Source organism: Marinobacter qingdaonensis (genome assembly GCF_034555935.1).
Classification (GTDB): Bacteria; Pseudomonadota; Gammaproteobacteria; order Pseudomonadales; family Oleiphilaceae; genus Marinobacter; species Marinobacter qingdaonensis.
In genome coordinates, this window is sequence record NZ_JAYDCJ010000001.1 from 24941 (window position 1) to 48457 (window position 23517).

Genomic DNA, 23517 nt, shown 5'->3' on the forward strand with positions numbered 1-23517 from the left:
GCCTGACATGCTTATGGTTATCTCGCCCGCCAAGACCCTCGACTACGAGAGCCCCCTGGCGACCGAAACCTACACGCAGCCGGATTTTCTGGACGACGCCTGCGAACTGATCGACCAGCTCAAGGAGCTCGAACCCCACGAGGTCAGCAACCTGATGAGCATCAGCGACAAGCTCGGCCAGCTCAATGCCGAGCGGTTCCGCACCTGGCACACCCCGTTCACCCCCGAGAACGCCCGCCAGGCTGCCCTCGCCTTCAAGGGCGATGTCTACACCGGTCTGGACGCCGAAAGCTTCAGCGAGGACGACTTTGCCTTCGCCCAGTCCCACCTGCGCATGCTGTCGGGCCTGTATGGCCTGCTGCGGCCGCTGGACCTGATGCAGCCGTACCGCCTGGAAATGGGCACCAAGTTCGAGAACAAGCGCGGCAAGGACCTGTACGCCTTCTGGGGCAACATCATCACCGATGAGCTGAACCGGTTGCTGGCGAACGACGACGGCGTGCTGGTGAACCTGGCCTCCAACGAGTACTTCAAGAGTGTTCGCAAGAAAGCCCTGGACGCCCGCATCGTCACGCCCCAGTTCAAGGACTGGAAAAACGGCCAGTACAAGATGATCAGCTTCTACGCCAAGAAGGCCCGGGGTCTGATGTGCCGCTTTGCGATCCAGAACCGGATTACCCAGGCCGACGACCTGAAGGGCTTCAACCTGGATGGCTATTACTTCAGCGACGAACAGTCCAGCGGGGACAACTGGGTGTTCCTGCGGGACGAGCAAGGCTAACCGCCTCGAACACAGGATTTTAGGCCCATGAACGAAGCAGTGTTTTCCCAGATCGCCATGCTGGTGCTCCTGACCGGACTGATTGTCTGGATGGGCATCATCGTGTGGGATCTGGCCAAGAAGTCCAAGGCCGGCAAGTTCGGCACCCTCGCCCTGTTCATCGTCCTCGGTGCCGGCGTGGTGGGCTTCCTGGTCAAGACCGTGATGGTCGAAATCATGAACCTCTGACTGACGCGTCAGTCGCCACTTTACGGCCACTGACCGGTGGCCGTATCATCCCTTCCCTTTCTCATTCCCGAATTCCGGACGCTGCGACCGTCCAAACTCTGAAAAGCAAGGATTCAGCCTGATGTGGTTTCGTAATGCCCGTGTGTTCCGTTTTACCAAACCCTTTGATATCTCCGCCGACGAGCTGGAAGAAAAACTCCAGGCCGATGCCTTCAAACCCTGTGGCCCCCAGGAAACCAGCCGTCAGGGCTGGGTCCCGCCGCTGGGCAAACACGGTGAGCAACTGGTGCACAGCGCCGGCGGTTACCACCTGATCGCCCTGCGCAAGGAGGAGAAAATCCTGCCCGGCCCGGTGGTGAAAGAGGCGGTTGAGGAACGCGCCGAAGCCATCGAGGTGGACCAGGGCCGCAAGGTCCGGCGCAAGGAAAAGGACGAGATCAAGGAACAGGTGATGCTGGAGATGCTACCCCAGGCGTTCTCCAAGAACCGCCGCAGCTTCGCCTACCTGGCGCCGAAGGACGGCGTGCTGGTGGTCGATGCCGGCTCCGCCAAGCAGGCCGAGGATCTGGCCTCCACCCTGCGCAAGAGCCTGGGCTCGCTGCCGGTACGGCCACCGGCGGTGGAGCAGGCGCCAGCCTTCACCTTCACCGGCTGGCTGAACGAATCCATCGACATTCCGGGTCAGGTGGTGCTGGGCAGCGAATGCGAACTCAAGGACCCGTCCGAAGACGGCGGCGTGGTGCGCTGCAAGGGCCTGGACCTGAAAGCCGATGAAATCCGCAACCACCTGGACGCCGGCATGCAGGTCACCAAGCTGGCCCTGACCTGGGACGACAACGTGTCGTTCGTACTGGATGAGGAGCTGGGCATCAAGCGCCTGAAATTCGGTGAGACCCTGCAGGAACAGCTGGACGACGTCGAAGCCGACGACGCCGTCGCCAAGTTCGACGCCGCCTTCACCCTGATGACCCTGGAGCTGTCCCGGCTGATTCCCGGCCTGCTCGAGGCCCTGGGCGGCGAAGACCGCTCCGCCATCGTCGAGGAGTAATCCGCTCGCGTGGGGCTCGCCTCAGTGCGAGCCCTTGCCCAGCCGCTCCCGCTGCCAGTCCTTCTCCGGCTCGTTCAGCACCAGCCGAAGCGACATCACCTCTTCCTCCACGCTGTACTTGATCTCGAAGCCCAGATGTTCGGCCAGCTGCAACATGGGCCGGTTGTCCGGCAGCACATCACCGACCATCTCGACGGTGCCCCGGGCCCGACAGTAGTCGATCATCTTCTGCATCAGGGCAATGCCCAGCCCCTCGCCTTTCATGTTGTCGTGCACCATCACCGCGAATTCGCACTGCAGGTTGTCGGCGTCGGTCCAGGTTCGCACCGTGCCTAGGGTTTCTTCGCCCTCGCCGTCTTCCCGTGGCGCGTTGGCAATGAACACCATCTCCCGGTCGTAGTCGATCTGCACCATCTGGGCCACGTCTTCCCGGGAGAAGTGCTTACGGTACTGGAAGAACCGGTAGCGGATGGATTCCGGCGACTGCAGCTCGTGAAAGGCCCGGTGCGCCGGCTCGTCCTCCGCCAGCACCGGGCGGATGATCACGCGACGGCCGGAACTGGGCAGTACGATCCACTCCTCCAGCTCCCGCGGGTACGGCTGGATGATCGGCTTGCCCGGTTTGTCGGCCAGGTTGATGGCGATGTTGACCGCCACCGCGCCCTGCTCGTTGAACAGCAACGGCGAAATCTCCAGGCCCTTGATCTCGGGAATGTCGATCACGATCTGGGACAGGGTCACCAGGGTCTCGGACACCGCCCGAATGTCCTCCTCGGGTTTCAGGCTGTGCTCCTTCAACAACTTGTACATGTAGGTCCGGCGCAGCAGCTCCCGGGCCAGCACCATGTTCAGGGGCGGCAGGGCAATCTGCCGGTCGGTCATGACATTGATCTGGGCACCGGCGGCGCCGCACACCACCAGCGGGCCGAACATGGGGTCACGGGTAATGCCGACACTGAACTCGATACCGCCGACGTGCTGGTAGGAGCGCTGTACCGCGAAGCCCAGGAAACCGCTGTCCGGGAAATGGGACTGGTACTCCTCCATCAGGAACCGACAGCCTTCCATGATGGCCGCCTCGCTGTTCAGCTTCTGCATGGTGCCCTTGTAGCGACGCTGGGTCGGGCTCAGTTCCAGGAACGGATGACAGGCCTGCTCGTGAATGATGGTGATGTCCACGGGCCGGCGTTCGACCGCGAACACCTCGAGCACCTCTTCCATGTCGTCACAGTACATGGTCTCGATGGTGCTGATGCCGTAGTCGTGGATCAGGTCCCGGGCTTCCCGGTTGGACAGGTGCTCTCGCCCGGCCCGGACCGCCCGCATGACCAGCCGGCGGGTCTGGCTGCGGTCGGCAAAGTGGTCGGTGAAGGATTCCGGCGTCTCCGTCAGCAGGCGCTGGACCCGCTGGTGCCGAACGTGCTGCATGAACGCGTTGACCGCTTTCTCCGGACTGAAAAAGGACGGCAGACCGGCGCGGTAGAATTCGTCGCGGGCGTCCATCACCGTGCTCTGGCCGAGCCAGCAGGTGAACACGTTGAGCCGGGTACCCTTGGCCGCCTGCACCACCGCATCGGCAATCTGCAGGCTGTCCTCGGTCAGGCTGGGGGCGTACATCACCAGCACGTTGGCCACCTCCGGATCCTTGGCCAGAATCTTGATGGCCTGGCCATAGAGTTCGGGGGAGGCGTCGTAGTTCAGGTCGATCGGATTGCGGCGGGTCCAGTACGGTGGCAAGAGTTCCGCCAGGGCCTCGATGCTTTGCTCCGACAACTGGGTCAGCTCACCGCCCTGGTCTGCCAACCGGTCCACCGCCAGCACCCCCGGGCCAACGCCGTTGGCCATGATGGTCAGGCCTTCCCGACGCAGCGGCCGCATTCGGGTCAGGGTCTCGAGGGCATCGAACATCTGGCCCAGGCCATCGACCCGCAGCACACCGGCGCGCTGCAGCATGGCGTCGTAAATGGGGTCGCTGCGGGTCAGTCCGGCCGGCAGGTCGTGCGGGAACCACTCGGACTCGGGCACCCGGCCGGACTTGACCGCAATCACCGGCTTGGTGCGGGACGCCACCCGCACCGCCGACATGAACCGGCGCGGGTTGGGAATGTTCTCGATGTGCAGCAGGATGGCCCGGGTATGGGTGTCCTGGGCCAGGTAATCGATCAGATCGTCGTGGTCGATGTCCATGCCATCGCCCAGGGTCAGGAAGTAAGAAAAGCCCACACCCCGGGCAAAGGCCCAGTCGATGACCGAACTGGCCACGGTGCCGGACTGGCCCACGAACGCCACCCGGCCGGGGATGGCCCCCATGTGCGCGTAGGTCGCGTTCAGGCTGCGGGCCGGCACCATCAGGCCAATGGTGTTCGGACCCAGGACCCGGATGCCGGTTTCCCGGGCAGCCTCGCGCACCGAGTACATCAGCGGCTGACCGGTCTTGCTGTGGGTCCGGGACATGCCGCCGGTCATCACAATGGCGGTTCGCACACCGGCCTCGCCCAGGCGTTTGATGGTCTTGGCCACGGTGTCCGGCGGGGTACAGATGATCGCCAGCTCCGGCGAGAAATCCATCTTGGCGACCTTACGCACGCAAGGCACCCCATGCACGTTGTCGTAGTCGTTCTGGTTCACCACCAGCAACCGGCCCGGATAGCCACCGCCCATCAGATTGCGCAACACCATGCCGCCCAGGCTGTTGGAGCGCTCGGAGGCGCCGATCACCACGATCGAGGCAGGATTAAACAGGTTTTCCAGGTACCGGGTGCTCAAGTTGGCTCTCCTTGTGTCCCTTATTCCGGGTGGGGATCCTAAGGTGTAACACGGTAATGGTAACCGATACGACCAAAGAAACACGGCAGACGGCATTATTCCCTGATACCATCATTGAAAATAAAAGCAGATCCAGGGCGTACAGACAGGTATGACGACGGCATTCTTTACCCACGACGACTGCATGAAGCACAACATGGGCCCGGAGCACCCGGAATGCCCGGACCGGATCCGTGCCATCCTCAGCGCTATCGCAGAAACCCCGCTTCAGCAGGACCTGGACTGGGTCCGGCCCGAGGAAGTCACCCGCGATCAGCTGCTGTCCGTGCACCCGGAAAAGTACCTGCACCAACTCGACCTGATGCAGCCGACCCGCGGCCGGGTGTTCACCGACCCGGACACGGCCATGATGCCGGACACCTTGCGGGCCGCACGACTCTCGGCCGGCGCCAACGTCCAGGCCGTGGACATGGTGATGAGCAGCCAGGTCACCAACGCTTTTGTCTGCGCCCGACCTCCCGGCCATCACGCCGAGCGCGCCAAATCCATGGGCTTCTGTTTCTACAACAACATCGCCCTGGCCGCGATGCGGGCGCTGAATTTCCATCAGCTGGAACGGGTGGCGATCATCGATTTTGACGTGCACCAGGGTAACGGCACCGTGGACATCGTGGGCGGGGACGAACGCATCCTGATGTGCTCAAGTTTCCAGCACCCCTTCTACCCTCACTCCCACGTGCACCGGCAGGCGCCCAATATCGTGAACGTGCCCATCCCGGCCGGCTGCGGCGGCATTGCCTACCGCCGGACGGTGGAAGCGGCCTGGTTGAAACGACTGCAGGAGTTCAAGCCCCAACTGATCCTGATTTCCGCGGGCTTCGATGGCCACCGGTTGGACCCGATGGCGGAAATGAACCTGGAGGTGGACGACTATCGCTGGCTGACGGAAATGATCGTCAACCTGGCCAGTGACCACGCCAACGACCGGATCATCTCAACCCTGGAGGGGGGCTACCACCTGAAGGCCCTGGCCGAGAGCGTGGTTGCCCACGTTCAGGTACTGAATTCGGTTTACTGACCCGGGCGCTCAGCCCGCCGACTCGCCGCCATAACCATTGGCCTGCTGGAGTTCCGGACGCTCACCCTGGCGCTGCAGGCGGATATTGGTTCGACGGTTGTCGGCCGGCCGCCGAGACACCGGGTACTGGTCGCCGTGGGCGCGCACGGTGATCAGGTCCTCCGCCACGCCCCGCGCCTTCAGGTAATCCGCCACCGCATTGGCCCGCTGTTCCGAAAGTGCCCGGTTATCGATGCGGCTGCCCAGGCGGTCGCTGTGGCCGTCCACGAACACCCGCTCGATGGTGGGATCCGCCAGCACAAAGGCGACAATGTCATCCAGCACCTCGCGATCCCGGGCCGACAGGCTGGTGCTGCCACTGGCGAAGGGGATCCGGGAACGCTGGACCTGATCGTAATTGACCGGCAGCAGGTTGGCGGTACAGGCCTGGTAGCTGTGGAACTGCGGCGTGAAGTTGATGTTGGACACCTGCACCCGTACCGGACGGCCATCGAACCAGGATTCCCGGGTTACCGTCGGCCGCATGCCTGCCAGAAGGCCCTGCACCACCGCCATCGACTGCCGGGAGTCCAGCAGCAGAGGCCGATTGCCGTCAGAAATGGACACCTTGCCCAGCGGCCTGGGCGCCACACCCGGGCGCCACACGGGTGCCTCGACCACCAGGTCACCACGGCCGGGTCGCATCAGGGGCGATTCCGACTCCAGAAAGAAAGTTAGCTGCTCGCCGGCCCGATGCCGGAAAACCGCCTTGCCATACCCAGGTACCTGGTGCACCAGGGTGCACTCGAACACCGACTCCGCCAGGTACCACTGGCTGTTCTCGATGCCGGCACCGTAGCTGGCGGCGCCGGCGGGCGCCACCAGGCCCAACGACAGAGCGCCAGAGAGGCCTAGCCTGAATTTTCGGGAGCTGGTTGCCATAACGGTTTACCGACGCAGACGGACTGTACAAAGATTTCTTTGGTTAACGGCCCGGCCACCGGGTTCTTTAACCCGGGATACAAAAACAAACATTCGCCCCTTCTGGTATAATTCGCAAAATTTTTTTGGGCCAAGGCCCCCGACTGGACTGCGGACGCTCCGATGACCGAACAGCTTACCCTTACCCGCCCCGATGACTGGCACCTGCACGTACGCGACGATGAGATCCTCAAGGACGTGGTGCCGGCCACCGCCGCCTGTTTCGGACGCGCCATCATCATGCCCAACCTGGTGCCGCCGGTGACCACCACCGACGCCGCCCTGGCCTACCGGGAGCGCATCCTCGCCCAGGCCGGCGATACCGGCTTCCAGCCGTTGATGACCCTGTACCTGACCGAGACCACCACCCCGGAAACCATCCGCGAGGCCAAGGCAGCCGGCGTGGTCGCGGCCAAGCTCTACCCGGCCGGCGCCACCACCAATTCCGATTCCGGGGTCAAGGACATCCGCAACATCTATCCGGTACTCGAGGCCATGGCCGAGTGCGGCATGCTGCTGCTGGTACACGGCGAAGTGACCGATGCCGACATCGACATCTTCGACCGGGAAAAGGTGTTCCTCGACCGGGTGCTGGCGCCGACCATGGCCGCCTTCCCCAACCTGAAAGTGGTGCTCGAACACATCACCACCGCCGATTCCGCCGAGTTCGTGCAGCAGCACAGCGGCGATAACCTGGCCGCCACCCTCACGCCCCAGCACCTGATGTACAACCGCAACCACATGCTGGTCGGCGGCATTCGTCCGCACCTGTACTGCCTGCCGATTCTCAAACGCAACCGCCATCAGCAGGCGCTGCGGGACGCGGTGGCCAGCGGCGACAAGCGTTTCTTCCTGGGCACCGACTCTGCTCCCCACGCCAAGGACCGCAAGGAAGCCGCCTGCGGGTGTGCCGGCTGCTACTCCGCCTACGGCGCCATTGGCCTGTACGCCGACATCTTCGAAGAGCTGGGCATCCTCGAAAAACTGGAAGCCTTCGCCAGCTTCAACGGCGCCGATTTCTACGGCCTGCCCCGCCACACCGACACCATCACCCTGGTGCGCGACCCCTGGACCATGCCGGAGCAACTGCCGCTGGCCGGAGGCCACATCGTGCCCCTGAAAGCAGGCGAAACCGTTAACTGGCGCCTGGCGTAAACACCCTGACTTTTCATCACACGGCCAAAACCGGAGTTTGAGTGACTGACGAAACCAAAGAACCGCATCCCATGTCCCGCCGCTTTCGCGGCTTTCTGCCCGTGGTGGTCGATGTGGAAACGGCCGGGTTCAACCCGGAGCGGGACGCCCTGCTGGAAGTGGCGGCGGTGCTGCTGACCATGGACGACGACGGCTACCTGCAGCGCGGCGAGACCCACGTGCAGCAGATCGACCCGTTCGAAGGCGCCAACCTGGAGCAGTCAGCCCTGGACTTTACCGGCATCGATCCGTGGAACCCGGAACGGGAAGCGGTCCCCGAGCGCGAGGGGCTGAGTGAAATTTTCAGCCCGATCCGCAAGGCGGTGAAAGCGTTCGACTGCAAGCGGGCGGTACTGGTGGGCCACAACGCCACCTTCGACCACAATTTCGTGTTTGCCGCGGCCCTGCGGGCCGACATCAAACGCAACCCGTTCCACCCCTTCTCGACGTTTGATACCGCGACCCTGGCCGGGCTCGCCTACGGCCACACGGTGCTGGCCCAGGCCTGCAAACTGGCGGGCATTCCGTTCAGCAACAAGGAAGCCCACTCCGCCGCCTACGACGCGGAGAAAACCGCCGACCTGTTCTGCGGCATCGTCAATCGCTGGAAAGACCTGGGTGGCTTTCCGCCACCGCTGATCGACGAGACCGAATGAGCCATAAAAAAACCCCGCCAAGGCGGGGTTTTTTATTTACCGGGGTACGGGTTACCAGTAGATGCCCCGCATGATGGCGGCAAACGCCACCTGCTCGGTGGACACCTTCGGCTTCTGGCCAGACTTGCTGCCTGCCGCGGCCGGTGAATCCGGGAACATCCGGTAGCCGGTGTTCATCACGATTTCGCCCATCTTCGGCGCCAGCGCGTGCAGTACCTGGGCAAAGATACCCAGGCGGGTCGCGATGCGCTTCGGACGGTACACGATCGCCTCGGCCACCATGTCGGCCGCCTCGTCCGGGGTCAGGGTCGGCACCGAATCGTAGATCTTGGTCGGCGCAATCATCGGGGTCTTCACCAGCGGCATGTTGATGGTGGTGAAGGTGACGTTACGGTCAGACCACTCGGCGGCGGCACAGCGGCTGAAGGCGTCCAGGGCAGACTTGGAAGCGACGTAGGCCGAGAACCGCGGGGCGTTGGTGAGTACGCCGATGGACGAGATGTTGATCACGTGTCCGCGACGACGCTCCAGCATCTTCGGCGCGAAGCCCATGACCAGACGCACCGAGCCGAAGTAGTTCAGCTGCATGGTGCGCTCGAAGTCGTGGAAACGGTCAAACGACAGGTCCAGGGACCGACGGATGGAGCGGCCGGCGTTGTTCACCAGTACGTCGACGTGGCCGTGGTTGTCGAGCACGGTCTGCACGAACCGGTCAGCGTCTTCCATGTCGGAGAAGTCACACTGGTAGGCGTGTACGCTGGCACCGCGCGCTTCCAGTTCTTCCGCCACTTCTTTCAGACGCTCGGGCTTACGGGCACCGATGACCAGGATCGCGCCCGCGTCGGCCAGCTTCTGGGCCGTGGCCAGACCGATACCGGAGGTTGCACCGGTGACCACGCACACGCGACCTTCCACGGTCCCGCGCAGGGTGCGGTCCTTGAACAGGTCCGGGTCGAGGTTACGCTCCCAGTAGTCCCAGATCACCGCGGAGTAATCGGTCAGGCGCGGCACCTCAATGCCGGTGCCCTTCAGCGCCCGCTCGGTTTCCCGGGCGTCGAAACGGGTCGGGTAGTTGATGAACGACATCACCGAAGGCGGAATGCCCATGTCGTCGAGCACGGCGCTGGTGAGGCGCTTCACCGGCGGCAGGTTCTTCAGGCTCTGGCGAATGAACGGCGGAACAAAGCCGAACATGCGGGAGTCGATGCGCATGCCCATCTTGGGCGCGTGACCGGCCTCGGAGAAGATGTTTAGGATCTCGCCAACCTTGTACGGGTCGGAATCCACCAGGTGAAAGCACTTGCCGTCTTCGTCCTCGAGGTGGGCGATGTGATCCATGGCGTTGACCACGAAGTCCACCGGCACGATGTTCAGGCGGCCACCTTCGATACCGATGGTCGGTACCCACTGGGGCAGCGCGTGGCGGATCTTCTGGATCATCTTGAAGAAGTAGTAAGGCCCGTCGACCTTGTCCATTTCACCGGTCTTGGAGTGACCGATGACCATGCCCGGACGGTAGATGCGGAACGGCACCTTGCACTCCTCGCGCACCACCTTCTCGGATTCGTGCTTGGTGAGCAGGTAAGGATGGTCGAGCTTCTCGGCCTCCTCGAACATGTCCTCGCGGAAGGTGCCCTTGAACATGCCCGCGGCAGCGATGGAGGAGACGTGGTGGAAATGCTTGGCGCCCATGGCCTCGGCCGCGTTCACGGCGGCCCGGGTGCCTTCGATGTTGGTGGCCTGCTGGGCCTCTTCGTCGGCGCCCATGTCGTAGACCGCCGCCAGGTGGAAGAAATGATCGATCGTTCCTTCCAGGTCTTTCATGGTCTTGGCGTCGATACCAAGGTTCTTACTGGTGAGGTCGCCAATCACCGCCTTGACCTGAGTCTCGTCCGCACCCCAGCGCTCGCGCAGCACGTCCAGTTTGCCCTGGGATTGCTCACGTACCAGCACGTGCACGGTACCCCCACGTGCCAACAGTTTTTCAACGAGAAAACGGCCAATGAATCCGGTGCCACCCGTCAGGAAATAGTTCATCGATTTTCCACCCTGCATGTTGCTCAGTTGTTTTCTATCCTTGCCGCGACCCATTAAGACTAAAGTCGTAGAGTCATCGGGAACGACGGCATTGTACGTAAATGCATACCTGATGTATCGAACTTTTTTAGAGCAATTACTCTGTAAGCCTTTGTTTTTGTTAGAGCTATTACTCTAAAATCAGGCGCCACGCCGTCTCGCGAGCCCGTCCGTTACATAGACACAACGGTTCTGAGACTAGCACATGAATCGAACTCTGCCCGCCTCAAATCCGGATTGGCACAAAGCAATGAAACCGGCTGCCAGCAATGCCATAATCGGGGGCTTAGCGAGATGCCGGGCTCGGCCCTGGCACACCCCATTCCTGCACTTCCGGATCCTGAACCATGGCCAAAGACAACCCCAATACCGAACGCTACATCACCATCGCCCGCGCCTGCCTGAAAGCGATCAACGACACCGCCGATAACGCCGGTAGCCGCGAGCAGAAGATTCAGGCCGTGTACGAAGCGATTGATGGCGCCTTCCAGGCAGAATTTGCCGACTACCGCCAATCCGTTGCCATTATGGCGACCGTATTGGAACGTATTGCTTCCGGGCAGCTGGACGCCGACAAAGCCGCCGACCTGGCACGCAAGACGCTCGACCAGCAGCCGGAGAGCACCCGCAACGCCCTGATGCACTGACCGCCTGAGTAACCGCACTGGATGAACGAGGTTCTATGAGCACTGGTACCCGAATGCACCGCCATGCCCACACCGCCATCGTCAGGACCCTGCCCCTGCTGACCCTGCTGTTGGTCAGCGTCCTCGCCCAGGCGATGGAGGCGCCGCGCAAGAGCCCGGCCGACGACAACGACTACCGATTCATCGAGCTCGACAACGGTCTGAGGGCGATTCTGGTCTCCGATCGTCAGGCCGACAAAGCGGCAGCCTCCCTCAACGTCGCCGTGGGCAGTGGCGACGACCCGGCCGGTCGCGAAGGCATGGCACATTTCCTCGAGCACATGCTGTTCCTGGGTACCGAGAAATACCCGGAGCCGGGCGAGTACCAGCAGTTCATCAAGAGCCACGGCGGCAGCCACAATGCCTTTACGGCGTTCCAGGACACCAACTATTTCTTTGATGTCGAAGCCAGGTTCCTGGAGCCGGCCCTGGACCGCTTCGCCGAGCAATTCGCCGCGCCGCTGTTTACCCCGGAACTGGTGGACCGGGAACGCAACGCGGTGCATTCCGAGTTCAGCTCGAAACAGAAAGAAGACGGGCGCCGGTTCTATTCGGTCAAGAAAGCGGCCAGCAACCCGGACCATGCCTTCAGCCAGTTCGCCGTCGGCAACCTGAGCACCCTGGCCAACACCGAGGAGCAACCGCTGCGGCCGGACCTGATCGAATTCTGGAAGAGCCATTACTCGGCCAACCTGATGACCCTGGCGGTCTACGGGCCTCAATCCCTGGACGATCTGGAGCAGATGGTTCGCAGCCGCTTCAGCGCCATCGAGAACCGCAACCTGACAGCAAAAACCTTTCCGCAGCCGCTGTACCAGCCCGAGCAACTGCCGGCCAAGGTCACCGCCGACGCCATCAAGGACGTCCGCAGCCTGAGTCTGTCCTTCCCGATTCCGTCCCAGGACGACAAGTACCGCACCAAACCGGCCAGCTACGTCGCCAACCTGCTCGGGCACGAGGGCCCCGGCAGCCTGTTCGACGTGCTCAAGCGCGCCGGTCTGGTGGAAAGTCTGTCGGCCGGGTTGGGCATGGACACCGGCGACAACGCCACCCTGGAAGTCAGCATGACCCTGACCCCCGCCGGCCTGGCGCAGCAGGACGACATCCTCCCTCTGGTGTTCGACTACATCGACCGCATCCGCGAGGAAGGCATCAGCGAAGAGCGTTTCCGGGAAATGCAGCAACTGGCCCAGATCGACTTCCGCTTCCGCGAGCAGGGCGAGCCGGTGCACGAAGCCACGTCCCTGTCCCGGCAGTTGCGCTACTACCCGGCGGAGGACGTGCTGAGTGCGCCTTGGCTGCTGGAGCGCTACGCGCCGGAGCAATACCGGGCCATCCTGGAGCGACTCACCCCGGACAACGTCATGGTGTTCGTCCTGGCGCCGGACCCGGCGCTGGATCAACCGGCCCAAACCCCCTGGTACGAAGCCGAATGGCAGCGACAGCCGCTGAACCCGACCGCACTCACCGAGCAGCGGTTGCCGGAGTTGGCCGCCCAGCTCAGCCTGCCCTACGCCAACCCGTTCATTCCCGAGGACCTGGACATGGTGGCCGGCGCGACCATGGAGCAACCGGCCCTGCTGGCCAGTCCCGGCGGCCTGGATCTCTGGTTCGCCCGCGACACCCGATTCGACACTCCCAAGGCGAACGTATTCATCAGCCTGCGCACGCCGGCGGCTCGGGTGTCGGCTCGCAGCAGCGTGCTGACCCAGCTGCTGGTCGACGCGGTCAACACCAACCTCAACGCCTGGGCCTACTCGGCGCGGCTGGCCGGACTGGATTACAGCGTGTACCCGCACCTGCGCGGTATCACCGTGCGCGTGGGCGGCTATAACGACAAGCTGCACACCCTGATCAACCGCATCCTGATGCAGCTGGCCAACCCGACCCTGACCCAGCAGCGTTTCGACATCGCCCGCCAGAACCTGGTGGACAGCCTGCAGAACAAGGCCAAGGACCGACCGGTGGAACAGACCTCCGAGTTCGTCCAGACCGCGCTGATCGAGGGTGCCTGGCCGACCGAGGATAAGCTTGAGGCCGCGCGCCAAGTATCCCTGGACGAGCTGAAATCGTTCTCCGAGGCGCTGCTCTCGGAAGTGGACCCGGTGGTGCTGGCCCACGGCAACCTGTCCCGCGCCTACACCCTGAACCTGGCCCAGCAGATCCGCGCCATCGTGCTGAAAAACAGCACCATGGCCGAGGTGGAACGCAGCCGGGTGCGGCAGCTACCGGCGGAGGAAACCCAGGTCACCCTCGACGTCCGCCACCCGGACACCGGCTACACCCTGTACATGCAGGGCGAGAACACCGGGTTTGCCGAGCGGGCGCGGTTCCGCCTGCTGGCCCAGATCATCAGCAGCCCGTTCTACGAGGATATTCGCACCACCCGGCAGCTGGGCTACATCGTGTACGCGACGCCGTTCGAGATTCTGGAAACGCCAGCACTGGGTTTTGTGGTGCAGTCGCCCAAGGCCACCCAGGCGCAGATCGACCAGGCGGTTCGGGAATTCTCGGCGCAGTTCGAGGCCCGGCTCGCGAGCATGGACCAGGCCAGCCTGAACCGGGAAAAGCAGGCGGTGATCAGCAAACTGCTGGAGCGGGATCGCCAGCTTGGCGACATCTCCGGCCGCTACTGGCGTGAGATCGACCGCGCCGCCACCGATTTCGATTCCCGGGAACGACTGGCCGAGGCGGTACAGGCGGTGAAAAAGGACGCGTTGCTGGAAACCTTCCGGGAGGCGGTTCTGAACCGGGAGCGCACGCTGCGGGTAGTCACCGGTCAGAGTGATCAGAACGCCGACAGCGCCCTGAGCTTGTTACTGGCCCAGCCGCCGGTACCGGCCAGCTGATTCAGGAGCCGGCCAGGCGCTGGAAGCGCGCCCAGTCGGCCGGCTCATCCACATCCCATCGGGGCTCCAGCAGGCTGACGCTGAGCCCCAGTTGATCCAGACGGGCCAGCGTCTGGTCCAGCACCTGCTCGGTGCCCCAGGCGATGCCATCCAGCATGCCGGGCCGCACCCGACGAGCGCCAATCAGCACGTAGCCACCATCATCCGATGGCCCCAGCACCACGTCATGGTTCGCCAGCCGGTCCAGGGCCTGGCGCACATACTGAGGGTCAACCGAGGGGCAGTCACTGCCGACCACCATGGCCCGGTCGTGGTTCTGGAGCGCGGCGGTAAGGGCCGCCAACATCCGGTCACCCAGGGTACCGCCCTGCTGAATGCATTGCTCAAGCTCGGCCTGCTCCAGGTTCTGCAGGATCAGCTCGGCGTCTTCCGGTGCCGGCTCCAGCGCCCGGTCCCACCAGAACTGCACCGGATAGCCGGTGGCACAGAGGTTGTCGAGCACCGCCAGGGTCAGGGTGATGTGGGCCTGGAGTGCACCACCGGCCCCCAGCTCCGGCATCAGACGGGTTTTGACCCGCCCGGCCTCCGGCCACTTGGCGAATTGCATGAGTACGGCATTGGGGGGGGAGCGTTCAGGCATTACGGACATCCGAGCGGTAGGCTTTGGCCAGGGATTCCGGCGATTCACCGCGCCAATAGCGCCAGCGCAGCCGCCACATCAGGAAAATCGTGCGCCAGGGACCCAGCGTTTCCCAGCGACGGCTGTCGGTGATCACCGGTGAGCGCACGCAAAACGGCCGGGACACCAGACCCAGGCGACGTGACAGTTCCACGTCTTCCATCAAGGGCAAGGGCTGAAAGCCACCCAGGGCCTCGAAGGCATCCCGGCGGACGAACAGCGCCTGATCACCGGTGCAGATACCGGTCAGGCGGGAGCGCCAGTTCATGAACCAGGCAATCACGCGGTACAGGGTCCGGCGCCCGCTCAAACGCACGTCAAACCGGCCCCAGGCGCAGCCGCTGGCCATGAAGCCTTCCAGCTGACGAAGCGCGTCTTCGGGCAATCGGGTGTCGGCGTGCAAGAACAGCAGCAACCTGCCCCGAGCCAGCTCGGCGCCGGCGTTCATCTGAACCGCCCGCCCCTTGCCCGATTGCACCACCCGGTCGCACAGGGGTCGGGCCAGGGTTGCGGTGCCATCGTCGCTGCCGGCGTCCACCACGATTACCTCGTGCCCGGCGTCGCGCACGGGCTTCAAGGCCTTCAGGGCCGATTCAATACCGGCGGCCTCCCGCCAGACCGGCACGATGATGCTTAGGGAAATCGGATCGGGCAAAACGTACTCCGCAACAACCGGGGGACAGGGCCATACCTTGAGCCGTCAGCTTCAGACCGCTATCATACCGCCCTTCCCGAGGAATTGCCCCCGTAGCTCATCTGGATAGAGCGTCCCCCTCCTAAGGGGAAGGTAGCAGGTTCGAGTCCTGCCGGGGGTACCAACCTTTGTATCCAACCTGACCCGAACCGGTCAAACTCCTTAGCCTGCGGGTCTAGCCTGCGAGCAACTGCCGTTCCACCTGGCCCAAGCGGTCCTGCCCGAAATACATCTCCGATCCGACGAAAAAGGTCGGTGCGCCGAAGACACCCCGCTCGACCGCCTCCTCGGTGATCTCCTTCAACCGGTGCTTCACCGCCGGGTCTTCGCACCGGGCAAGCACCTGGTGCGGATCGAAATTGGCCCGCCCCAGCACCTCTGCCAGCACCGCGCTGTCGCCAAGATTCCGCTCGTCCACCCACATCGCTTCGAATATCGCCGTCAGATAGCTGGTGAACTCTGCCGTGTCCAGATAGGCAATGGCGCCTCGCATCAGGTACAGGGTGTTCACTGGAAAATGGGGATTGAAGTTCAGAGGCACCCCGTAACGCCTGGCAAAGCGCGCCATGTCCATGCGGCTGTATCGGGATTTCGCCGGAATGGCGGCGGGCGAGCTGTTGCCGGTTGCCTTGAACACGCCGCCCAGCAGCATGGGCTTCCAATTGATTTCCGCTCCGTTCCGCGCCGCCAGGCCGGGGAGCTGGGTCCAGGCCAGGTAACTGGCCGGGCTGCCCACGTCAAAATACACATCGAGAGACTTGGTCATGGTGCGCTCCACTCAGAAGGTTTCCAGCCAGGGCCGAAGGTCCAGCTCGTGGGTCCAGCTGTCCCTGGGCTGCATGTGCAGCTGCCAGTACTGCTCGGCAATGTGATTGGGATTGAGGATGCCGCCCTGCTCTTTCAGTGCGTACCGGTCTGGAAAATTCTCCCGGATAAAGGCGGTATCAATGGCGCCATCGATGACGGCGTGCGCAACATGAATCCCCTGTGGCCCCAGCTCTCTGGCCATACTCTGGGCCAGGGCCCGGAGCGCGAACTTGGCGCCGGAAAACGCGGCAAAGCCAGAGCCACCGCGGAGGGAAGCCGTGGCGCCGGTGAAAATGATGGTGCCCCGAGCCCGCGGCAACATCACCCGGGCCGCCTCCCGACCCGCGAGGAAGCCGGCGAAGGCCGCCATCTCCCAGACCTTCCGGTACACCCGGGCGCTGGTCTCCGTAATGGCGAACCGGACGTTGGCGCCGATGTTGAAGACGACGACCTCGATGTCACCCACCTCGGCCTCGATCCTGGAGAACAGCGCCGACATGGATTCCTCGTCACGGGCGTCACACCCCAGACCCAGGGCTTTGCCTCCGCTCTGCTCAATCTCCTCGACCAGGGGTGTCAGCGACTCCTGCGTACGCCGCGTCGGCACCACCGTGTAGCCCTCCCGGGCGAAGCGCTTGGCAATTGCACCGCCGGTCGAATCACCGGCGCCAATCACCACCGCGACCTTTTGGCGGACGGTTTTCTCGTTCTGCTGCATGGGACCCTACCTCGCAAGTTCTTTTTTGGAACTTAAAGATAGTCAGTTCCTTTTAAGAACTTGTCAAGCTAAACTGGAGGCTGATTTTTCGGGAGGCATTCATGCGTTGGGAAGAACTGGATCAGGAACCTTGCTCGGTGGCGAGAACCCTGTCGGTGATCGGTGATCGCTGGACGCTGATTGTCCTGCGTGACTGTTTTCTCGGGGTAAGGCGGTTCGAGCACTTCGAAAAACGCCTGGGCATCACCCGCCACGTGCTGACCGACCGACTGAAAAAACTGGTGCAGAATGAGGTGCTGGTCAAAGTGCCGTATCAGGATAAGCCCCTGCGGGAGGAGTATCGGCTGACCGAGAAAGGTCTGGCGCTGCACCCGGTGATCATGTCCCTGGTGCACTGGGGCAACACCTACATGGCCGACGAACGGGGCGCCCCGCTGGTGCACATCCACAAGGACTGTGGGCACCAGATGGCACCGGTGACCACCTGCTCCCACTGTGGTGAGTCCGTCAGCGCCCGGGATGTACGGGTGGAGGTTGGCACCGGCTGGTCATCCGACCGGGACCAGCAGGATCCAGAAGCACCTACTCGAAACGCAGGTCTGCCTCGTTGAAGCTGGCCCTATCCCGTTGCGACCGGCGGTGAGACACCAGGGCCTGCGCAATCCCGGATCCGATAATCAGAACACACCCGGCTATCTGCAAGCCATTCAAGCCCTGATCGAAGAGCAGCCAGGCCAAGGCCACAACGGTGATTGGCTCAAGGTAGGCAAGCGTGCCAAAGGTTGCCGCGGGCAGCGATCGCAAAGCCACCACCGCCAAGACAATGCCAAGAAAACCCGGCAGTAAACCGGCCGTCACCAGCCATCCCCATTGTTCCAGATTCATGACGTCGTCCCGCTGCAGCATCAGCGGCAACATAACAAGAGCGCCGGCCAGCATCTGATAGCCGCTGCGGCTGTAGACGTGGATTTTTTCGTCAATCAATCGGTTGGTCAAAATAAAGGCCGCGTAGGACAGCATGCCACACAGTGCCAGGAACAGACCGATGGCCTCCTCGGCCCGGCCGCTCAAGTTGAAATTGAACTCCATCATCATGGCGAACCCGAGCATCGCAAACCCAATCAGGCCAACGCTGGTCATGGTGAGTCGCTCGCCCATGAAGAAATGGGCCACGATGGATGCGGTAACCGGAGCCAGGTACATCAGCATTACCGCATTGGCCATGCTGGTATACCCCATCGCCATGACATAAAACACCACGAAGCCTGCAAGAAATGCCCCCGTGATCAGCACCTTACCACCGGGCCAAACACGGATCTTCGCGCCCTGCCCGGTCGCAAGGAGAAAAACCGCAATCAGAAGGGCGCCAATAAACAGCCGATAGAAGGTTACGGTTTCTGCGCTGACCCCCGCGTATACGGAAATCGCACCGATGGTGCCCATGAATATCGCAGACAGCGCGGCAAACAACAGGTATTTCCCAGATCCAGATGCTGAACTCATAAAACCTCTTTACAAACCAGGGCCCGTGCCACGCAGGCAGCAGTGGAACCGTTTCAACGGGGTGCGGCAAACGTCGCGTTCAGAAATCACTAAAAAACCGCCAGAAGCGCCGGGAGTCTACCCGAAGCTCTGGCGGCAATGTTGCGGTTATTCGATGTATCCAAAAGCAGTTGGCAGGTAAAGCGCCAGGTCCGGCCAATAGGTGGTTACCAACATTACCGGCAAGGCAGCAACAGCCATGAAGCCCAGGGCCGGACGCATCACCTGGGACATGCCCACATTGCCAATGCGACAGGTCATGAACAGGATCGGGGCCATCGGGGGACTGTTGCAGCCAATCACCACGCTGGTACCCACAATCGCGGCGAAATGCACGGGGTGAACCCCGATGCTCTCCATCACCGGCAGCAACAGAGGGCTGATGATGGCAACGACACTGACATCGTCCATGATCATGCCCAACAGGATCAGGAACACGTTAACCACCAGCAAAATGAGCAGTTTGTCCTTGAACAGGTCCATCAACAGCGTGGTCAATTCCTGGGGCACACGCTCGAACGTGAAAATCCGGCTGGCCACGAAGGAAAACACCAGAATCACCATGATCACGCCGGTGGTTGCCGCCGCCTGGACCAGACAACGAATGATCTTCTTGAAGTCCAGCTCACGGTACACCAGCAAGCCGACCGGTATGGCATAGGTAACGGCAATGGCCGCTGCCTCCGTCGGGGTGAAGACGCCACCGTAAATTCCCCCCAGGATGATCACCGGCAGCATCAGCGCCGGCAGCGCTTTCCAGCCGCTGTCGCCCACCGCCTCGATACGTTCCTTGAACGAGAGGACAGCAGGCGCGGACCCCGGTTGAAGACGCATCTTCAGCCAGTTGACCAGGCACAACGAAATAATCAGCAGGATACCCGGGCCAATGGTTGCCAGAAAGCAGGCGGCCACCGACTGACGGGTCACGACCGCATACAGGATCATGGTAATACTGGGTGGAATCAGAAGACCAAGCAACGACGAGATGCCCAGCAACGCGCTGGTGTATTCCCGCCGATAACCGTGCTTTTCCATCGGATCGACCATGATGGTCCCGATGGACGCCACCGCCGCCGAGGCGGTGCCGGAAATCGCGCCAAAAATACCGCAGGCAACGATCATCGAGGACCCCATGCCACTGCGGGAGCGACCAACCAGGTCCTCAACGAAGTGCACCAGACGAGCCGCCATACCGCCAGCCTGCATCAGGTAACCCGTCATCACGAACAGTGGCAGCGCCAGCAGGATGATGGAGTTTATCGACCAAAAGCCGGTTGTCATCAACGATGAGATGTCGACGTCGTACACCAACGACAGAACCATCGTCATCGCCGCGAAGGAAAACACCACTGGCACGCCGATCATCATCAGCAGTACCACGGCAACGATTGCAAGGAGAGCGCCCATATCAAACTCCGGAGATAATCTTCATTCCTGGTTCACGACGCCCGGATTCGGCGCGTGAAGCCCGGTCAGGTCACTGAGGAAGTCCCTGATCAGATAGAAAATAAACAGAACACTGGCGACGAAAAGGCTGCCCTGGGACAAGTACCAGGGAAGCTGGAACACCGGCGTGGTCTGGCCTTTTTGCACGCCCCACTGCAGGAGGTCGTAAGACCACACAGCGAACATGACTGCCATGAACAGGGAAATGGAGGTGGCCAGCAGATGAACCGCCTTGATGACCCTGGCGTTATCGGTGATCACCTCAATAAAGTCTGCGGTAAGGTGCGAACGATCACGGGAGGCCAACACAGCCCCCAGCATGTAGAGCCACATCGCGGCCATCAGCACCAGCTCTTCCAGGCCGAAGACAGGCGCGTCCAGCACCGCCCGGGTAAAGATGCCGTAGGTCAGCATCACTGCGACTGCCAGACTGATGACAACGACGATGGGCTTAATCAGGATTGCCAGCACCCTATCGATGCGGCTGATAAAAGTGAGGATTCCGGTCATGAGTAGTTCCTGCCGTGAGAGCAAGAGCAGACCAGCCGGGCCGGCCTGCTCTTGATTGAACGTAAGCAAACGCTGTGGGGAACAACCTTTACTGCGGAACTGAAGCGTTGGCGCGGATGGCATTCATCAGGTCGGGATCCAGCTTCTCGGCCACCAGGGGCCATACTTCCGCTCGGACCCGTTCAACCCAGGCCGCCATCTCTTCCGGGCTGGGCTCGATGTAGCGCATACCGGCCTCCTGTGCCGCCGCAATCCATTTTTCGTCCTCGGCCCGGGCATCGTTGAACTGCTTTTCAATCACCACCTGGGCGGCATCGGCGATGATGCGCTGGTCCTCGGCATCCAGCTCTTCCCAGGTGTCACCGTTCATCAGGAGGGCGTAGCCCGAGAAGTTGTGCTTGGAGTGCACGTAGTAGTCCAACTGGTCGCGGAAGTATTCGTAGTCCCAGTAAATGACGTTGCTGGAGTCGCCATCGACCACGCCGGTCTGGATCGAGGTGTAGACTTCATTCCAGTCGATGGGGACGGCCTGGAATCCCATGGCCTGAACCGTTTGCGGAAGGGGAAACACCGGGGCTGAGCGGACCTTGATGCCCTCGGCGCCCTGATGGGAGGTGGCGTATTTGTCCTTGGTCGCAATGCCGCCGAAACCTTCGGGATAGGGGCCGAAATACTTCAGGCCAAGATCGGCGTACACCGACTCCAACAGCGTCTTGAGCCAACCGTCTTTGGCGTAGGCCTCCAAGGCGTCGTCCCACCCGAGGGTCAGGTAGGGGATGTAGTTGACGGCCAATCGTTCATCGTAGGACGTCTGGGGCCAGGTAATCATCATCTGGATGTTCCCTCGCACCAATTGGTCGAACATTTCCTGTTGTCCGCCCAGCTCCCCCTGGTAAAAGATATTCAGCTTCATCCGGCCGTCGGAATTCTCTTCGATCAGGTCTGACCACAACTGCATCGACCGCCCCTGTACCGAATCCCGGTCACCGGATTCCAGCGCAAGATTGAAGGTATGTCGGTCATCGCTGGCGAGCGCCACTGAAGTCAGGGCAAAGGCCAGAGACACGCACACTGCCATCTTCCGTGCGACCCTTGTTGTTGTATTGAGCACATTAGTCATAGAACCACCTGTATTTCTTGTTTTACCTAACGTCAGCGACTCTCCTGCGTCACCCAGAACCAGTTGCAAGGTTTCTGGAGGGCCTCTGACAGCGTGGTTCCAGTATAAAAACGATCAAAAAATGCGGTCCAATCACTAATTTACCGAGCTTTTCATAACCTCAAGTTATCCAAAAATCGGGCGCTCGCGGGTCCTAAAAAACCAAAAAAAAGACCGGCAAATGCCGGTCAAATCGTCAAGAACAATCCCGAAAAACGTCAGAGCTCAATGCCCGCCTGCCACTCCTTGGCCCTCATGGTCAAATTGGCGCCGATGGACAGAAACGGCTCCGGCGGCAAGCGCCTTGGCTGTTGGTGCACCATGAAGTCTTGCAGCAACGGGGAATCCCCCAACACCGCCAGCTCGGCCGCCATCATGCCCGACAAGGTTCCTTTCACGGTTCCCAGCCCGTTCTGACAGCAGGCAGACCAGAGGCCTTCATCCAACTTGCCAAAGGCGGGTGCCGAATTCCAGGACAGGCAAAGGCGCCCGCCCCATCGGTACTCCATCTCGATTCCGGCCAATTGCGGAAACCGGTTGGCAAAGGACCGGTCCTGAAGCAACGCCGCGCGACGCATATCCCGGTCACTGGTCTCGATGGACTGGTTGAGTGTGGCGTGGTTGCGTACCACGATTCGATCGCCGCTGCCCCGGTAGTCGGAGCACCGCCTCACGGTCGTGCCCATGGGGTCGGCCGGCACAATGCCCCAGTCGGGCACACCGCCTAGTCCCTGACTCTCTTCGGGCGTCAGGGCTCTGGTCATCGAGGCGTAGGTAAACACATGCAACAGCTGCCTCGGGTAAAACCCGAACGACTGAATATGGCCGTTGACCGCAAGGATGACGCCCTTGGCCCTGATACGGCCGTGTGGCGTCACCACCGTCGTACCCTGGCCTTTTTCCAGCGCTGTTACCGGGCTGTTTTCATACACCTGGACTCGCTCGCTCAAGCCACGAACCACCTGGCGCACATAAGCCGCCGGTTGGATCATCACGGCTCCTGGCGTGAAAAAACCGTAGTCGTACAGATCGGACCCGGTCCAGGCCCGCATCTCCTCCTTGTCACGCAACTCATAACGCTCACCGAGCTGGTCCAGATGCTTGCGGTAGGCGTCAATATGGGCGATCCCTTTTGGCGTACAGGCCGCCGTGACCTTGCCGCAGGCATTGAATACGGGTTTGTCCATTCCGAACTCGCCCGCCATCTCCTTCGCGAATTCAATGGCAGCGCGGTTCAGCCGGATTTGACGGAGATCCTGCTCCTGCATCCCCGCGTACGACTGGGAATTGAGCTCGTGGGGCAGATCAATCATAAACCCGCTGTTTCTGCCAGCCGGGCCCTCCGCGAGGCGTCCGGCCTCCAGCAGAACAATCTCGTCGCTGCCGGTTAGCTGAGACAGCCGTCGCGCCGCAGAAATACCGGCAAAGCCACCTCCCACGACAACCCAGTCTGCCGTCATGTCGCCGGACACGCTCGGGTATGGGCGCTCCTCCGGGAGAATTCTGTTCCAGGCCGCCGGGCCCGGATCCTTTGGCAGACGCTTTACATCAATTCGATTCTTGTTCATTTTCCGCCCCTGTCCGATGCAAGGCGTCTGACAGACCCATCAATGGTGAGCCTGTCAGACGGGCTCCCGTGC

The 23517-nt window shown here is 62.0% G+C and carries 21 protein-coding genes and 1 tRNA gene; 10 read left to right on the forward strand and 12 right to left on the reverse strand.

What is annotated here, in order from left to right; translation table 11 throughout:
* Nucleotides 1-7: 7 nt before the first annotated feature.
* The 3 genes from yaaA (at nucleotide 8) to rdgC (ending at nucleotide 2057) form a co-directional block, all read left to right on the forward strand.
* Nucleotides 8-781, forward strand: a complete 774-nt coding sequence (gene yaaA / locus U5822_RS00110) for a peroxide stress protein YaaA (RefSeq protein WP_322853597.1) — start codon at nucleotides 8-10, stop codon at nucleotides 779-781.
* Between the two features lie 27 nt (nucleotides 782-808).
* Nucleotides 809-1009, forward strand: coding sequence for a DUF2788 domain-containing protein (locus U5822_RS00115; RefSeq protein ID WP_041342919.1), 201 nt, complete (start codon nucleotides 809-811; stop codon nucleotides 1007-1009).
* A gap of 121 nt (nucleotides 1010-1130) precedes the next feature.
* The gene (gene rdgC / locus U5822_RS00120) at nucleotides 1131-2057 is read left to right on the forward strand and encodes a recombination-associated protein RdgC (RefSeq protein ID WP_322853598.1); all 927 of its coding nucleotides are present in this window, start codon (nucleotides 1131-1133) and stop codon (nucleotides 2055-2057) included.
* A 21-nt stretch (nucleotides 2058-2078) separates the two neighbouring features.
* Here rdgC and U5822_RS00125 read toward each other — a convergent pair whose 3' ends face one another.
* Nucleotides 2079-4823, reverse strand: a complete 2745-nt coding sequence (locus U5822_RS00125) for a bifunctional acetate--CoA ligase family protein/GNAT family N-acetyltransferase (protein ID WP_322853599.1) — start codon at nucleotides 4821-4823, stop codon at nucleotides 2079-2081.
* A 151-nt stretch (nucleotides 4824-4974) separates the two neighbouring features.
* Here U5822_RS00125 and U5822_RS00130 point away from each other — a divergent pair, with 151 nt between their 5' ends.
* Nucleotides 4975-5901, forward strand: coding sequence for a histone deacetylase family protein (locus tag U5822_RS00130; RefSeq protein WP_322853600.1), 927 nt, complete (start codon nucleotides 4975-4977; stop codon nucleotides 5899-5901).
* A gap of 9 nt (nucleotides 5902-5910) precedes the next feature.
* On the opposite strand, the gene U5822_RS00135 is transcribed toward U5822_RS00130, so the two are convergent.
* Complete coding sequence (locus U5822_RS00135; RefSeq protein WP_322853601.1) at nucleotides 5911-6822, reverse strand: flagellar protein MotY; 912 nt, start codon at nucleotides 6820-6822, stop codon at nucleotides 5911-5913.
* Nucleotides 6823-6984: 162 nt separating this feature from the next.
* Between U5822_RS00135 and pyrC the strand changes: the two genes are divergently transcribed.
* Nucleotides 6985-8016 (forward strand): dihydroorotase, encoded by a 1032-nt coding sequence (gene pyrC, locus U5822_RS00140; protein WP_322853602.1) that lies wholly within the window; start codon nucleotides 6985-6987, stop codon nucleotides 8014-8016.
* Nucleotides 8017-8057: 41 nt separating this feature from the next.
* Complete coding sequence (rnt, locus tag U5822_RS00145) at nucleotides 8058-8711, forward strand: ribonuclease T (protein ID WP_322853603.1); 654 nt, start codon at nucleotides 8058-8060, stop codon at nucleotides 8709-8711.
* A 51-nt stretch (nucleotides 8712-8762) separates the two neighbouring features.
* Here rnt and U5822_RS00150 read toward each other — a convergent pair whose 3' ends face one another.
* Complete coding sequence (locus U5822_RS00150; RefSeq protein WP_322853604.1) at nucleotides 8763-10748, reverse strand: SDR family oxidoreductase; 1986 nt, start codon at nucleotides 10746-10748, stop codon at nucleotides 8763-8765.
* Nucleotides 10749-11134: 386 nt separating this feature from the next.
* Here U5822_RS00150 and U5822_RS00155 point away from each other — a divergent pair, with 386 nt between their 5' ends.
* Nucleotides 11135-11434: a hypothetical protein gene (locus tag U5822_RS00155; protein WP_322853605.1), complete on the forward strand. Its 300-nt coding sequence runs from the start codon at nucleotides 11135-11137 to the stop codon at nucleotides 11432-11434.
* A gap of 35 nt (nucleotides 11435-11469) precedes the next feature.
* On the forward strand, nucleotides 11470-14322 hold the full coding sequence (locus U5822_RS00160) for an insulinase family protein (RefSeq protein ID WP_322853606.1): 2853 nt from the start codon (nucleotides 11470-11472) through the stop codon (nucleotides 14320-14322).
* 1 nt (nucleotide 14323) lies between these two features.
* Here U5822_RS00160 and U5822_RS00165 read toward each other — a convergent pair whose 3' ends face one another.
* Nucleotides 14324-14962: a TIGR04282 family arsenosugar biosynthesis glycosyltransferase gene (locus U5822_RS00165; RefSeq protein WP_322853607.1), complete on the reverse strand. Its 639-nt coding sequence runs from the start codon at nucleotides 14960-14962 to the stop codon at nucleotides 14324-14326.
* Nucleotides 14955-15656 carry a TIGR04283 family arsenosugar biosynthesis glycosyltransferase gene (locus U5822_RS00170; RefSeq protein WP_322853608.1) on the reverse strand — a complete coding sequence of 234 codons (702 nt, stop codon included), beginning with the start codon at nucleotides 15654-15656 and terminating at the stop codon, nucleotides 14955-14957. Before U5822_RS00170 ends, U5822_RS00165 begins: the two co-directional genes overlap by 8 nt.
* Before the next feature lie 86 nt (nucleotides 15657-15742).
* Here U5822_RS00170 and U5822_RS00175 point away from each other — a divergent pair.
* Nucleotides 15743-15819, forward strand: a tRNA-Arg gene (locus U5822_RS00175).
* Nucleotides 15820-15870: 51 nt separating this feature from the next.
* Here the strand turns inward: U5822_RS00175 and U5822_RS00180 are convergent.
* Nucleotides 15871-16461, reverse strand: a complete 591-nt coding sequence (locus U5822_RS00180) for a 2-hydroxychromene-2-carboxylate isomerase (RefSeq protein ID WP_322853609.1) — start codon at nucleotides 16459-16461, stop codon at nucleotides 15871-15873.
* A gap of 12 nt (nucleotides 16462-16473) precedes the next feature.
* Nucleotides 16474-17220, reverse strand: coding sequence for an SDR family oxidoreductase (locus tag U5822_RS00185; protein ID WP_322853610.1), 747 nt, complete (start codon nucleotides 17218-17220; stop codon nucleotides 16474-16476).
* Nucleotides 17221-17321: 101 nt separating this feature from the next.
* Between U5822_RS00185 and U5822_RS00190 the strand changes: the two genes are divergently transcribed.
* Complete coding sequence (locus tag U5822_RS00190) at nucleotides 17322-17831, forward strand: winged helix-turn-helix transcriptional regulator (protein WP_322853611.1); 510 nt, start codon at nucleotides 17322-17324, stop codon at nucleotides 17829-17831.
* Here the strand turns inward: U5822_RS00190 and U5822_RS00195 are convergent.
* From U5822_RS00195 to U5822_RS00215, 5 genes are all read right to left on the reverse strand, one after another.
* The gene (locus U5822_RS00195) at nucleotides 17803-18723 is read right to left on the reverse strand and encodes a DMT family transporter (protein ID WP_322853612.1); all 921 of its coding nucleotides are present in this window, start codon (nucleotides 18721-18723) and stop codon (nucleotides 17803-17805) included. The genes U5822_RS00190 and U5822_RS00195 overlap by 29 nt on opposite strands.
* Nucleotides 18724-18870: 147 nt before the next feature.
* Nucleotides 18871-20169, reverse strand: a complete 1299-nt coding sequence (locus tag U5822_RS00200; RefSeq protein WP_322853613.1) for a TRAP transporter large permease — start codon at nucleotides 20167-20169, stop codon at nucleotides 18871-18873.
* A gap of 21 nt (nucleotides 20170-20190) precedes the next feature.
* A complete protein-coding gene (locus tag U5822_RS00205; RefSeq protein WP_322853614.1) occupies nucleotides 20191-20718 on the reverse strand; it encodes a TRAP transporter small permease in 528 nt (175 codons plus the stop codon).
* An 88-nt stretch (nucleotides 20719-20806) separates the two neighbouring features.
* Entirely contained in the window at nucleotides 20807-21838 is a 1032-nt protein-coding gene (dctP, locus tag U5822_RS00210) for a TRAP transporter substrate-binding protein DctP (protein ID WP_322853615.1), read from the reverse strand.
* Between the two features lie 257 nt (nucleotides 21839-22095).
* Nucleotides 22096-23445 carry an NAD(P)/FAD-dependent oxidoreductase gene (locus U5822_RS00215; RefSeq protein ID WP_322853616.1) on the reverse strand — a complete coding sequence of 450 codons (1350 nt, stop codon included), beginning with the start codon at nucleotides 23443-23445 and terminating at the stop codon, nucleotides 22096-22098.
* Nucleotides 23446-23517: the final 72 nt, after the last annotated feature.

What these genes read in the sequence shown, in the direction of transcription:
- pyrC (WP_322853602.1), top strand. Translation starts at nt 6,985, where the DNA reads ATGACCGAACAGCTTACCCTTACCCGCCCCGATGACTGGCACCTGCAC.
- U5822_RS00180 (WP_322853609.1), bottom strand. Translation starts at nt 16,461, where the DNA reads ATGACCAAGTCTCTCGATGTGTATTTTGACGTGGGCAGCCCGGCCAGT.
- U5822_RS00115 (WP_041342919.1), top strand. Translation starts at nt 809, where the DNA reads ATGAACGAAGCAGTGTTTTCCCAGATCGCCATGCTGGTGCTCCTGACC.
- U5822_RS00165 (WP_322853607.1), bottom strand. Translation starts at nt 14,962, where the DNA reads ATGCCTGAACGCTCCCCCCCCAATGCCGTACTCATGCAATTCGCCAAG.
- U5822_RS00200 (WP_322853613.1), bottom strand. Translation starts at nt 20,169, where the DNA reads ATGGGCGCTCTCCTTGCAATCGTTGCCGTGGTACTGCTGATGATGATC.
- dctP (WP_322853615.1), bottom strand. Translation starts at nt 21,838, where the DNA reads ATGACTAATGTGCTCAATACAACAACAAGGGTCGCACGGAAGATGGCA.
- U5822_RS00195 (WP_322853612.1), bottom strand. Translation starts at nt 18,723, where the DNA reads ATGAGTTCAGCATCTGGATCTGGGAAATACCTGTTGTTTGCCGCGCTG.
- U5822_RS00155 (WP_322853605.1), top strand. Translation starts at nt 11,135, where the DNA reads ATGGCCAAAGACAACCCCAATACCGAACGCTACATCACCATCGCCCGC.
- U5822_RS00130 (WP_322853600.1), top strand. Translation starts at nt 4,975, where the DNA reads ATGACGACGGCATTCTTTACCCACGACGACTGCATGAAGCACAACATG.
- U5822_RS00190 (WP_322853611.1), top strand. Translation starts at nt 17,322, where the DNA reads ATGCGTTGGGAAGAACTGGATCAGGAACCTTGCTCGGTGGCGAGAACC.
- U5822_RS00135 (WP_322853601.1), bottom strand. Translation starts at nt 6,822, where the DNA reads ATGGCAACCAGCTCCCGAAAATTCAGGCTAGGCCTCTCTGGCGCTCTG.
- U5822_RS00160 (WP_322853606.1), top strand. Translation starts at nt 11,470, where the DNA reads ATGAGCACTGGTACCCGAATGCACCGCCATGCCCACACCGCCATCGTC.
- U5822_RS00205 (WP_322853614.1), bottom strand. Translation starts at nt 20,718, where the DNA reads ATGACCGGAATCCTCACTTTTATCAGCCGCATCGATAGGGTGCTGGCA.
- U5822_RS00185 (WP_322853610.1), bottom strand. Translation starts at nt 17,220, where the DNA reads ATGCAGCAGAACGAGAAAACCGTCCGCCAAAAGGTCGCGGTGGTGATT.
- rdgC (WP_322853598.1), top strand. Translation starts at nt 1,131, where the DNA reads ATGTGGTTTCGTAATGCCCGTGTGTTCCGTTTTACCAAACCCTTTGAT.
- yaaA (WP_322853597.1), top strand. Translation starts at nt 8, where the DNA reads ATGCTTATGGTTATCTCGCCCGCCAAGACCCTCGACTACGAGAGCCCC.
- U5822_RS00150 (WP_322853604.1), bottom strand. Translation starts at nt 10,748, where the DNA reads ATGAACTATTTCCTGACGGGTGGCACCGGATTCATTGGCCGTTTTCTC.
- U5822_RS00215 (WP_322853616.1), bottom strand. Translation starts at nt 23,445, where the DNA reads ATGAACAAGAATCGAATTGATGTAAAGCGTCTGCCAAAGGATCCGGGC.